The organism is Mesorhizobium sp. WSM4976, from assembly GCF_029625685.1.
Classification (GTDB): Bacteria; Pseudomonadota; Alphaproteobacteria; order Rhizobiales; family Rhizobiaceae; genus Mesorhizobium.
On sequence record NZ_JARTVT010000036.1, the window covers coordinates 53,007 to 65,246 of the forward strand.

The window sequence follows — 12,240 nt, forward strand, 5'->3', positions numbered from 1 at the left end:
CGGGGGGGGGGGTGGGGGGTGGGCCGCGCGGGGCCCTCCTGCCCGGCGGTTTACCCAAACCCCCCCCCCCCCCCCCCCGGCCCTGGCCTCCCCCCCCCCCCCCCCCCCCCCCCCCCCCCGCCCCCCCCCCCCCCCCCACCTCTCCCCCGCCTTCGGCGGAGGCGAGGAACACCAGCTCACATCCCCGTCAGGTCGGTCATCAGCCCGGATGCCACCGACAGCCGCGAGACGGTGATCTCGCCGCCTTCGGTCAGCGCCTGAAGCCGCTCGCGGATGCGAGCGACGCGCTCGCCGCCGGCTTCCAGCCACGCCGCGACCGGATCCGCCGCTGTGCCGTGCGCGGTCAGGGCTGCCACCGCGATGCCGCGCCGCGCCACGCCGATCGTGTCGGTGGCGCGCGACAGCGCCAGCTGGTCGTAATAGTCGGGCGGCATGATCGAGCGCGCCGCTTCCTCGACGCGCGGGATGCGGAAGGCATCGCTGGCGGCGAAGAAGGCCTTGGCCGCGCTGACGATGTCGGCATTGGCGGTGCGGGCGGTCATCGCGATATCCGGGATCAGCTCGGCCACCTCGGCCAGAGCGAGCTGGCCGGCGAGCTTCTCCGGCGCGCCGTCCTTGGACAGGACGTGCCGCCGCTCCTCGATCCGCTCGCGCGAGAAGGCCGGCAGCAGCGACAGAAGCTTCGGCTCCAGCGCCTTGCGGGCCTCCTGCAGCTCGACGATGCGCTGGCCGAGCGGTGCGGAGCCAGCTTCGTTCTTAAGGTACCAGCCGCTGGTCACAAAGATGAGCCGGCTGACGGATTGGTAAAGATCGAGCTGGGTCTGCCCGTCGACCTGGTTGTCGAGCGCGTCGATCTCGCGGTAGAGCGCCGGCAGCGCAAAGCCGTCGCGAACCACGGCGAAGGTGCGCACGACATCGGCCGCTGGTCGCCCGGTGGCTTCCCGCAGCCGATTGACGAAGGATGGTCCGCCGCGATTGACGAGATCGTTGGCGACGACGCGCGCGATGATCTCGCGCCGCAGCCTGTGGTCGCGGATTTCGCCGGCGAATTTCTTGGCCATGCGCTCAGGGAAATAGCCCATCAGGTCGCGGTCGAAATGCGGATCGTCCGGCACGTCGCTGGCGACGATGTCGGAGAACAGCACGATCTTGGCATAGGCAAGCAGAACGCCGAGCTCGGCTCTGGTCAGCGGCTCGCCGCGCGCCTCGCGTTCGGCGAGCGCTGCTGGCGAAGGCAGCGTCTCGACCGCCCGGTCGAGCAGGCCTCGCGCCTCCAGCGCCGTCATGAAGCGGGCCTGGTGTGCGATGTCGGCCAGCCCCCGCTTGCGCGCGAGCGACAGCGCCAGCGTCTGCTGGTAGTTGTTGAAGAGCACAAGCGCGCTCACCTCGTCGGTCATCTCGGCCAGCAGCCTGTTGCGCGCCGGCCGCGTCAGCGAGCCTTTGCGCATCGCCGAGGCCAGCGCGATCTTGATGTTGACCTCGACGTCGGAGCAGTTGACGCCGCCCGAATTGTCGATGGCATCCGAGTTGCAGCGGCCGCCATTCATGCCGAACTCGATGCGCGCCCGCTGGGTGACGCCGAGATTGGCGCCCTCGCCGATCACCTTGGCTCGCACGTCGAGCGCGGTGACGCGGATGGCGTCGTTGGCGCGGTCGCCGACATCCTGATTGCTTTCGCCGGAAGCCCGCACATAGGTGCCGATGCCGCCGAACCACAAAAGGTCGACCGGGGCCTTCAGGATGGCGTTCATGATCTCGACCGGCGTCGCCGTGGTCTTGGCGAGCCCGATCGCGGCAGCGGCCGCCTGCGGCAGCGTGATGGATTTCTGATTGCGCGAGACGATGACGCCGCCTTCCGACAGCTTCGACTTGTCGTAATCCTGCCAGGATGAGCGCGGCAGCGCGAACATGCGCTGGCGCTCGGCCATCGCGGCCGCCATGTCCGGATCGGGATCGATGAAGATATCGCGATGGTCGAAGGCCGCGATCAGCCTGGTGGCCGGCGACAAAAGCATGCCGTTGCCGAACACGTCGCCCGACATGTCGCCGACGCCGACGACGCTGAAGGGCGAGGTCTGGATGTCGCGGTTCATCTCGCGGAAATGCCGCTTCACCGCTTCCCAGGCGCCTTTGGCGGTGATGCCCATCTTCTTGTGGTCGTAACCGGCCGAGCCGCCGCTGGCGAAAGCATCGTCCAGCCAGAAGTGGTGCTTCTCGGAAATGGCGTTGGCGGTGTCGGAGAAGGTCGCCGTGCCCTTGTCGGCGGCGACGACGAAATATGGATCGTCAGGATCGCGCCGCACCACACCCGCCGGCGGGATGACCCCGTCGGCGCCGATATTATCGGTGATCGAAAGCAGGCTGGAGACGAAGTTCTTGTAAGCCGAAGTGCCGGCTTCGAAGATGGCGTCTCGTCCGGCGCTCATCGGCAGCTTCTTCGGATAGAAGCCGCCCTTGGCGCCGACAGGCACGATTACCGCGTTCTTGACCTGCTGCGCCTTCACCAGGCCCAGCACCTCGGTGCGGTAGTCCTGGGCGCGGTCCGACCAGCGCAGGCCGCCGCGGGCCACTGGGCCGAACCGCAAATGCACGCCCTCGACCTCGGAGCCATAGACAAAGATCTCACGCCAGGGCCGCGGCGCCGGCAGTCCCTCGACCGCCTGCGAGTCGAGCTTGATCGCCAGCGACTGCCCTTTATCCTTCTTATCGGCTACGAAATGATTGGTGCGAAGCGAGGCTTCGATAAGGTTGAGGTAGCGGCGTATGATGGTGTCGTCGTCGATGTTGGGGACCTCTTCCAGCGCGTCCTTGATTTTGGCCTTGAGGTGCTTGGCTGCGACCGCGCCGTCGCCTTCCGCAGTCGGCCCGAGCCGGGCGACGAACAGCGCATGCAGGCCGCGCGCGATCTCAGGGTAGCGATTGAGCGCGGCGGCGATGAAATCCTGACTCTGCGGAATGCCGGCCTGCTGCAAGTAGCGGCCATAGGCGCGCAGGATGGTGATCTCGCCCGACCACAGGCCGGCGGTCTGCGCGAGGCCGTTATAGCCATCATTGTCGACGTCGCCGCGCCAGACCGACAAGAACGCGTCCTCGAACAGCGCCCCGCCATCGGCGAGGTTGATCGGCTTGCCGTAGCTGTTCTCCAATTCCATATCGTGGATGAACACTCGATCGGCCGGATCGCCGCCGACCTCGAAGGTGCGCTCGCTGATGACGCGGAAGCCGATATTCTCCAGCACCGGCACGCGCCGCGACAGCGCCACCGGGCTGCCATGGTGGTAGATCTTCAGCGCCGCCTGGTTCGGCTTCTGGTCGGCATGGCGGTAATAGTCGATGGCGATCGGATTGTCGGCGCTGATTTTGGCGATGCGCCCGGCATCCGCCAGCGCCACGGCGGCCGAGAAGCTATCGCGGTAGCTTTCGGGGAATCGCGTCGCGATCGCCTTCAGCGCCGGATCGCTGCCGGCCGCTTCCGCAGCCTCGGACAGCGCGTCTTCCCAGGTGCGCACGATGTCGCGAATCGCCGCCTCGATCGTCGACTGCTCGATCTTCGGCGTCTTGCCGCCGGAACGGCCGATGATGAAGTGCACGCGCGCCAGCCCGCCTTCCGGGAAGGCCGGGTAATAGGCCGACAGCCGGCCCTCGAACACGGTCTTGAGATAGGCGCCGATCTTCTCGCGCACGACGCTGTCATAGCGGTCGCGCGGTACGTAGACGAGGATTGAAACGAAACGATCGAACTGGTCGGCGCGCACCAGCGCCCTGATCCGCGGCCGTTCGACCAGGCCGAGAATGGCATTGGCATGCTTTCTGAGGACCGGCACCGGAACCTGGAAGAATTCGTCGCGCGGATAGCTTTCCAGCACGTTGATCAGCGCCTTGCCGGAATGGTCGTTCGGATTGAAACCGGACTTGGCGATGATGGTCTCCGCCTTTGACCGCAGGTAAGGAATCTTCATCACCGAGCGCGTGTAGGCGGTCGAGGTGAACAGGCCGACGATGCGCAATTCGCCCGCGAGCGCGCCTTTCGACGTGTAGGTCTTGATGCCGACATAATCGAGATAGATGCGGCGGTGCACGAGGGACTTGGCGTTCGCCTTGGTGACGATCAGCGGCTCCGGCCCGTGCAGGAAGGCGCGGATCTCCGGCGTCGTCGTCACCGCCTCGGTGCCACGCCTCAGCACCAGCACGTCGGGATCCGCCAGGATGCCGAGCCCTGGCTTGTCGGCGCGCTCCAGCGAGCCGCTCTCCTCGCCGCCGACATATTTGAACTCGCGCATGCCGAGGAAGGTGAAATTGTCGTCGCGTAGCCATTCGAGGAAGGCGATCGCCTCGGCGACGCTCTTCTTGTCGAGCGGCACAGCGGAATAGCGGAACTCGGAAATCGCCTGGTCGAGGCGGGCGAGCATCCGCTTCCAGTCGACGACTGCGGCCCGGACCTGGGACAGCATCTTGCGCAGCCGTTCGCTAAGGCTCTTCGCCTCCTCAGCGGTCAGCCTCGGAACGTGGACGTGGACAACGCTCAGCCGTTCGTGCTCGTCGTCCTCCTTGCCGCTGTCGCCCAGAACGTCGACGACGCCGGCCTTGCGGTGACGGACGGTAACGATCGGATGAGTGACCAGCGTCGGCTGGCCGCTGCTCTCGGTGATCTCGCCCAGGATGGAATCGAACAGGAACGGCATGTTGTCGTTGACGACGGTGATGACCGTGACCGGCCGGCCGTCGCAGGCAACGCCCGAATCGGCATCGACGGCGACGACGCTTTCGCCCTTCCTGTGGCTGGCCACCGCTCGGGCAGCGAGCTCGCCTGCGCGTTCCAGGTCGGCCGAGTCATAGGCCGCGATATCCTCGGCGGGCGCCCGCGCAAGCAGATAGTCTGCAAGCCTTGCGGGCTCCTCGGCTTTCGCGGCGGCTGCCGCTTTCTTCTTCGGCTTGGATTTCACGCTGGCCATGACGCTTGGTCCCTCCCGTCTTATGCTTTTGTGGCTATCGTAGCAGATGACCGCCGCTTCGCGACAAAGGTTTGACGACGCATTAAAAAATTCGAATCGACGCCGGTTGTGTTGCAAGGAGAACGATCATGGATGACAGGATTACCGCGCTTGACCTTGTCCAGGCGGAACTCAGCGAGGCGACGAAAGCCTATTTCGACAAATGCCGGGAGAAGCTCGGCCTCGTGCCCAACGTGCTTCTCGCCTACGCCTTCGACGAGAAGAAGCTGCGTGCCTTTACCGACATGTACAACAATCTGATGCTGGGCGATTCGGGCCTGTCGAAGCTGGAGCGCGAGATGATCGCGGTCGCCGTATCCTCGATCAACCACTGCTATTATTGCCTGACCGCGCACGGCGCGGCGGTGCGTCAGCTGTCGGGCGAGCCGGCGATGGGCGAGATGATGGTGATGAATTTCCGTGCCGCTCAGCTGTCGGACCGCCAGCGCGTCATGCTCGAATTCGCCGTGAAGCTGACGGAAGAGCCGGCCAGGATCGTGGAAGCCGATCGCGCCGCCTTGCGCCAGGCCGGCTTTTCGGACCGCGACATCTGGGACATCGCCTCGACCGCCGCCTTCTTCAACATGTCGAACCGGGTAGCCGCTGCCGTCGACATGCGGCCCAACCACGAATACCACGCCATGGCGAGATGACGGCCGCAGGTCTTATATTAGCAAAACCGAATTTTTCGTTGCCCGCCGCGTCATTTGGTCCGATGATCAGGATTGCAGCGTAGTTGCATATGCAAGATGCAGGGTAGCTGCATGTCCAGAACTGCGGGATTGCCGCGTATCCACGATTACGGCGTAGCCGCATATCGGGTTGTGGCGTAGCCGCATATCGCAAGCGGCGTGGCCGCATGCCGGTTCGACGCCGCCGACAAGGGAGGAGAACATGGCGAAATTTCTCTATGTCTATCACGGCTCCGGCAAGATGCCGACAGATGAAGCCGAACGCAAAGCGGCAATGGATGCCTGGACCGGCTGGTACGACAAGCTCGGCTCGGCCGTGGTCGATGGCGGCAATCCGGTCGGCATGTCGAAGACTGTGCTGCCGAGCGGCAGGATCGAGAACAATGGCGGCAGCAACCCGACCGCCGGCTATACCGTCGTCGAAGCCAGGGACATCGACGACGCTGTCGCCAAGGCCAAGGACTGCCCGATCCTGATGGACCCGGCCTTCAGCGTCGAGATCGCGCCGATCATCGAAATGATGTGAGGCCGGCGGCTTAAAGCGGTTCGCCGTTCACGGAAACGGCGAACTGCCCTATCTTCCTGTTCTGACGCAATTCCGGGCGGAAAACCACTTACGCTTTTCCGGGAATTGCTTTAGCGCGCGGCGATCGCCGCGGCGGCGCCTGCCATCGTCGTGGCGCTGACGCGGTTGGCGATCTTCATAGCGCGCTTGCTCTTCAGGAGCCGGCGCGCCTGAGAGGCGGCCAGCACCCAGGCTAGGTCGATGACCACCAGCACGACAGCCATGGTCAGCGTCAGCTCGACCCAGCCGACGACGCTGACTGAGGCGAGATCGATGATGGTCGGCAGCAGCGCCAGATAGAACATCATGATCTTCGGGTTGCCGAGCGTCACCGCCATGCCGGCAAAGAAGAGTTTCAGGGCCGAATCCTCGCGCGGCATCTCGCCTTCCTTGGCCTCGACCGGCGCCGTCCACATCTTGAACGCCAGATAGGCGAGATAGGCGACGCCCACCCATTTCACGACGACGAAGGCGTAGTGGAAGGTCTGCGCCACGACGGCCAGCCCGAACACCGCCAGCGACAGCCAGATCGCCTCGCCGATCCACATCGCCAGCAGGAAGGGGAAGACGTCGCGGAACCCCTTCGAGATGACGCGCGCCACGAGCGCCGCGATCGACGGCCCGGGCGAGCCCGCGGCGACGAACAAAGCGGCGGCGAAGATCAGCAGCGAGGCGAGGTGCATGGGCGCTTCCTACAAGATAAAAAGAAACGATAGCCGATTGGAGCAGATTTGGCACGCCCAGCAAGGCGCGATCATTTAGCAAGGCGACAATAGCTGCCAGCGTCGGCGCCGCCGACGCTTATAGTTACAGCTCTTGCCGACCCCTTCGGCCTTAGCTAGAAGACCTGCCCGACATCCATTTTTCGAGCATCACTTTGCCTCAGTAACCACCGGTCTCGCCAACTCCCTTGAATGCACCGCAGGCGCGACGATAACGCCGCCTGCTCCATTTTCACGTGTTCTTCAGGCGGCGGTTCGAGACCGGTTTGGCATTGCTGAGCCGCCGCGTGTGACCCACGCAGGCCTGACGTCCAACACGCGCAGCCTTCGCCACACCGTGCCTGCACGAGCATGAGTCCGAAAAGCGGTACCCGGATTTCGGAAAAGATCATGCTCAACAAGAGAGGGCATCTCGGACATTGCCGGCCTGACGGACTTCCCGACGGGAAGGGCTACCGGCATGTCTACCTTGCGTGTCCACTGGACGATCGCGCCCGCAATCGCGCCACGACCTCTCATCAACTGCAACCGCTGCGGCGACATCAAACCCTATCGATGCAGCAAGAAATTCCGCGTCAATGCCAATGGTAAGCGCATCGACGTCTGGCTGATCTATCGCTGCGTGGGCTGCGACAACTCCTGGAATTTCACCATCCTGGAACGGCGAAACCGCCACGATATCGAGCCGGCGCGGCTGGCAGCGCTCGAAAGCAACGATCCGGCGCTTGTTCGCCGCTTTGCCTTCGATGCCGCCTCGCTGCGCAACCGGGCCGGGCGGGTCGAGGACTCTCCTGATGTCACGGTCCGAAAGGACCTGCTGGACGGCGAGCCGGGACACGCCGACGCGCTCGCGCTCGAGCTTCGGCTGGACGGCACGACGCCTTTGCGGCTGGACCGCCTGCTTGCCGGCGAGCTTGGCCTCTCGCGGTCAAGGCTCCAGGCCCTGGATGACCGAAGGCGACTGACCATCGAACCGGATGGCGCGAAAGCCTTGCGCAAGCCGGTTCGGGACGGCCTGGCGGTGCGCATCGACCTGGCCAAGGAGGCGGATTGCCGCGCTATTCTGTCGGCAGCGTGCCGCTGAAACGAAAAGAGGGAGCACGCGCTCCCTCCTTTGAACCCTTTGGCTGCAAGCTTAGGCCGCGCCCATGACCTTGGCGGCCTTTTCGAAACGCTTGCGCTCATTCGGATCGAGATAGAGCTTGCGCAGCCGAATGGTCTTCGGCGTCACCTCGACCAGCTCGTCATCCTGGATCCAGGCCAGCGCCCGCTCCAGCGTCATGCGGATCGGCGGCGTCAGCTTCACCGCCTCGTCCTTGCCGGCGGCGCGGATATTGGTGAGCTTCTTGCCCTTGAGCACATTCACTTCGAGGTCATTGTCTCTGGAGTGGATGCCGATGATCATGCCCTGATACACCTTCACGCCCGGATCGATGATCATCGGGCCGCGGTCTTCCAGGTTCCACATGGCGTAGGCGACGGATTCGCCCTGCTCGTTGGAGATCAGCACCCCATTGGTGCGGCCGGGCAATTCGCCCTTATAAGGCTCATAGGCAAAGAACAGCCGGTTCATCACCGCGGTGCCGCGCGTGTCGGTCAACAGCTCCGACTGGTAGCCGATCAGGCCGCGCGTCGGCGCGTGGAAGACGAGGCGCTGGCGGTTGCCGCCGGACGGACGCAGCTCGACCATCTCGGCCTTGCGCTCCGACATCTTCTGCACGACGACGCCGGCATGCTCCTCGTCGACGTCGATGACGACTTCCTCGACCGGCTCCAGCAATTCGCCGTTCTGGCCCTTCTGCATGACGACGCGCGGGCGTGATACGGCGAGCTCGAAGCCTTCGCGGCGCATCGTCTCGATCAGCACCGCAAGCTGCAATTCGCCGCGGCCGGAAACGAAGAAGGAATCCTTCTCGGCCGACTCCTCGATCTTCAGCGCCACATTGCCCTCGGCTTCGCGCAGCAGGCGGTCGCGGATGACGCGGCTGGTCACCTTGTCGCCCTCGGTACCGGCAAGCGGGCTGTCATTGACGAGGAAGGACATGGTGACCGTCGGCGGATCGATCGGCTGCGCATGCAGCGGCTCGCTCACAGACGGGTCGCAGAAGGTGTCGGCCACGGTGCCCTTGGACAGGCCGGCGATGGCCACGATGTCACCCGCCTGGGCTTCGTCGATCGGCTGGCGCTCGAGGCCGCGGAAGGCAAGGATTTTTGAGACGCGGCCGGTCTCGATCTGGGTGCCGTCATGGTGCAGCACCTTGACCGCCTGGTTGGCCTTCAGCGTGCCGGATTCAATGCGGCCGGTGATGATGCGGCCAAGGAACGGGTTGGCTTCCAGGATGGTGCCGATCATGCGGAACGGGCCGGGATGGACCGTCGGCGCCGGCACATGCTTGACGACGAGGTCGAACAGCGGCGCCAGGCCCTGGTCCTTCGGACCTTCGGGATTCTCGGAAACCCAGCCGTCGCGCCCCGAGCCGTAGAGGATCGGGAAATCGAGCTGCTCGTCGGTGGCGTCGAGCGCGGCGAAGAGATCGAACACCTCGTTGACCACCTCGACATGGCGGGCGTCCGGTCGGTCGATCTTGTTGATGACGACGATGGGCCGCAAGCCCACTTTCAGCGCCTTGCCAACGACGAACTTGGTCTGCGGCATCGGGCCTTCGGCGGCGTCGACAAGCACGATCGCCGAATCCACCATCGACAGGATGCGCTCGACCTCGCCGCCGAAATCGGCGTGTCCGGGCGTGTCGACGATGTTGATGCGGGTGCCGTGCCAGTCGACCGAGGTCGCCTTGGCGAGGATGGTGATGCCGCGCTCTTTTTCGAGGTCGTTGGAATCCATGGCGCGCTCGGCGACGCGCTGGTTGTCGCGGAAGGCTCCGGACTGTTTCAGAAGCTGGTCGACCAGCGTGGTTTTGCCATGGTCGACGTGCGCGATGATCGCGATATTGCGAAGGTTCATTTTTCTGGTCTCGGGAACGTTGCAGGCAGCAGGCTTAACAAGCGCCGCCTTTTTCGGTTGCGCGGCTCATACAAGGTTTTTCGCAATTGCGAAAGGGGAGGCCCGACCCCAAATAAATGGTCACTGATTGTTAAACGTCTTGGTGTGAAATGATTCTGTTAACCAAGGCGGAACCTTTGAGGGGCCGGGCAGTTCGATGTTCATGACCGATCAGATGTCCAGATTGCGTCCGGTTTTTGCGTGGGCGGCGCTTGGCCTGCTCGTCGCGGCCGGCGCCGCGCAATCGGCGGCCGCGCTCAGGGAAGCCGACCCGATATCGCCGCCTGATGCCAGGACCGCGCAGCAGATGTTCGCCGATGCCCCCGACGGCGTCGACCCGATCGTTACCGGCCCGGTCAGCGCCGCCTTCAAGCAGCGTCAGAAGGATGCCAACTGCGACACGGCGGTTTGGCCGAACATTCCGCGCGCTTGTTATCCGGATTGACGACCGCGCATCCGCGGTCGCCATCGCGTCATTTGGAAACGCCTTACGCCGATCGCACCGGGTCGAGCGTGACCTTGTAAAGCTCGTTGTCGTCGCGATCCATCAGCCGTACCGTCAGCTGTTCGGTCGCACCCGAAATATCGACCAGCCCGAAGAACTGCAAACCCGCCGACGGCGGCAGGTTCTGGCCCTGCTCGGCGGTCGGCGCCTTGATGAATTTCAGCTCCGGCCCGAAGGTCATGTCGAGGTCGTTGGGGCCGAACGTGCCGGCATGGATCGGACCGGAGACGAATTCCCAGAACGGATTGAAATCCTGGAACTGCGCCTTGTCGGGGTTGTAGTAGTGCGCGGCGGTGTAGTGCACGTCGGCGGTGAGCCACACCGTGTTGGTGATGCCGGCAGTCTTGATGAAGCGCAGCACATCGGCGAATTCGAGCTCACGCCCCTTCGGCTTGCCGTTGTCGTTGTTGCTGACAGCCTCGAAGCCGACCTTCTTCGCCGCATCGTCCCAGACGACCAGGCTGAGCGGCATGTCGGCGGCGATGACCTTCCAAGTCGCTTTGGAGTTCGCCAGTTCCCGCTTCAGCCACTTGGACTGCTCCTCGCCGATCATGCGCGACTTCGGCGTCAGCGTTTCATCCAGATTGGCGCCGTTGGGGCCGCGATAGGCGCGCATGTCGAGGAAGAACACGTCGAGCAGCGGCCCATGCGAGATCTTGCGGTAGACGCGGCCCGGCTCCGACGGCTCGTAGCGGATGGTGGTCATCTCATGGAAGGCGCGCGCCGCCCGCGCCGCCAGCACATGGATCGACTTTTCCTTGTAGCGGTCGTCCTTGCTGAGGTCCTTCGAGCCCGACCAGTTATTCAGCACCTCGTGGTCGTCCCACTGGTAGAAGGTCGGGCAGATGGCGGAGAGGGCAAGCACATGCTTGTCCATCATGTTGTACTTCCACTGGTCGCGATATTCGTCCAGCGTCTCGGCAACCTTGCGCTTGCCGTCGAGCATGACGACGTTCTTCCACTTGCCGCCGCCGGGCAGGTCGACCTCGTCCTTCATGGCGCCGTCGGCATAGATCGTGTCGCCCGAATGCAGGAAGAAGTCCGGCGTGTGCTTGGCGATGGTCGAATAGGTCTTCATGCCGGTCTCGTCGATGCCCCAGCCCTGGCCGGCCGTGTCGCCCGACCAGGCGAAGCGCACGTCGCGCTTCGAGGACGGCGCGGTGCGGAAGCGGCCGACGATCGGCTCGGACAAGGCGTTGATGTCGGACAGGTCAGCCGCGATCATCCGGTAGAAGATGTCCTGGTCCGCGGGGAGGTCGGTGAGCAGCCGCTTCACCGTATAGTCGCTGGCTGGCGAGGTATCGAGCGGCGCCAGCCTTGTGGCGTTTGCAAGACTTTCGGTCGTCGAGACTTCATACATGACGCGCGCCGGGCGGTCGGTGCGGGTCCAGACCATGCCGGACGTAGCATCGACGTCGCCGGACTGGACGCCATGCGTGAAGGCCGGGCGCTGGCTGGCGCGGGAATAATAGGGCAGCGCCAGACCGGAGGCGCCGACAAGGCCAAGGGCGCTGGCCGAGGTGACGAAAGCGCGGCGGGTGAGGGAAAGCTTGTTCATGGCTGTCTCCGGATGGCTTTGAACAGGACCGCCAAGCTGTCGCCTCATTGTTTCAGGCGTATCTCGGAACCATGAAGTTTTGATAACAGTGCACCTTTGCCCCTCCCCCAAGGGGAAAAAGGGGAACCTTGTCCGAACCGGATAGATAGGTAACAGAATGGACCGATTAGATGGGTGACAGTTTTCTTGCCAGCCGGGAGGAC

8 protein-coding genes are annotated in these 12,240 nt (G+C 64.3%); 4 read left to right on the forward strand and 4 right to left on the reverse strand.

Annotation, left to right across the window (positions count from 1 at the left end; all coding sequences use genetic code 11):
* Positions 1 to 176 precede the first annotated feature (176 nt).
* Positions 177 to 4,952 (reverse strand): NAD-glutamate dehydrogenase, encoded by a 4,776-nt coding sequence (locus P9272_RS31635; RefSeq protein WP_278163973.1) that lies wholly within the window; start codon positions 4,950 to 4,952, stop codon positions 177 to 179.
* Positions 4,953 to 5,080: 128 nt separating this feature from the next.
* Here P9272_RS31635 and P9272_RS31640 point away from each other — a divergent pair, with 128 nt between their 5' ends.
* Together P9272_RS31640 and P9272_RS31645 are read left to right on the forward strand one after the other, a co-directional pair.
* Positions 5,081 to 5,644: a peroxidase-related enzyme gene (locus P9272_RS31640; protein WP_278163975.1), complete on the forward strand. Its 564-nt coding sequence runs from the start codon at positions 5,081 to 5,083 to the stop codon at positions 5,642 to 5,644.
* 241 nt (positions 5,645 to 5,885) lie between these two features.
* Positions 5,886 to 6,209, forward strand: a complete 324-nt coding sequence (locus P9272_RS31645) for a YciI family protein (RefSeq protein ID WP_128257934.1) — start codon at positions 5,886 to 5,888, stop codon at positions 6,207 to 6,209.
* A gap of 110 nt (positions 6,210 to 6,319) precedes the next feature.
* On the opposite strand, the gene P9272_RS31650 is transcribed toward P9272_RS31645, so the two are convergent.
* Complete coding sequence (locus P9272_RS31650; RefSeq protein ID WP_128257935.1) at positions 6,320 to 6,931, reverse strand: LysE family translocator; 612 nt, start codon at positions 6,929 to 6,931, stop codon at positions 6,320 to 6,322.
* 499 nt (positions 6,932 to 7,430) lie between these two features.
* Here P9272_RS31650 and P9272_RS31655 point away from each other — a divergent pair, with 499 nt between their 5' ends.
* Complete coding sequence (locus P9272_RS31655) at positions 7,431 to 8,054, forward strand: DUF1062 domain-containing protein (protein ID WP_278163979.1); 624 nt, start codon at positions 7,431 to 7,433, stop codon at positions 8,052 to 8,054.
* Positions 8,055 to 8,105: 51 nt separating this feature from the next.
* On the opposite strand, the gene typA is transcribed toward P9272_RS31655, so the two are convergent.
* Positions 8,106 to 9,935, reverse strand: a complete 1,830-nt coding sequence (gene typA, locus P9272_RS31660) for a translational GTPase TypA (protein ID WP_128257937.1) — start codon at positions 9,933 to 9,935, stop codon at positions 8,106 to 8,108.
* A 214-nt stretch (positions 9,936 to 10,149) separates the two neighbouring features.
* On the opposite strand from typA, the gene P9272_RS31665 reads away from it, so the two are divergent.
* The gene (locus P9272_RS31665) at positions 10,150 to 10,419 is read left to right on the forward strand and encodes a hypothetical protein (RefSeq protein WP_278163982.1); all 270 of its coding nucleotides are present in this window, start codon (positions 10,150 to 10,152) and stop codon (positions 10,417 to 10,419) included.
* A gap of 43 nt (positions 10,420 to 10,462) precedes the next feature.
* On the opposite strand, the gene P9272_RS31670 is transcribed toward P9272_RS31665, so the two are convergent.
* Positions 10,463 to 12,037 carry an alkaline phosphatase gene (locus P9272_RS31670; protein WP_278163983.1) on the reverse strand — a complete coding sequence of 525 codons (1,575 nt, stop codon included), beginning with the start codon at positions 12,035 to 12,037 and terminating at the stop codon, positions 10,463 to 10,465.
* Between the last annotated feature and the right edge of the window lie 203 nt (positions 12,038 to 12,240).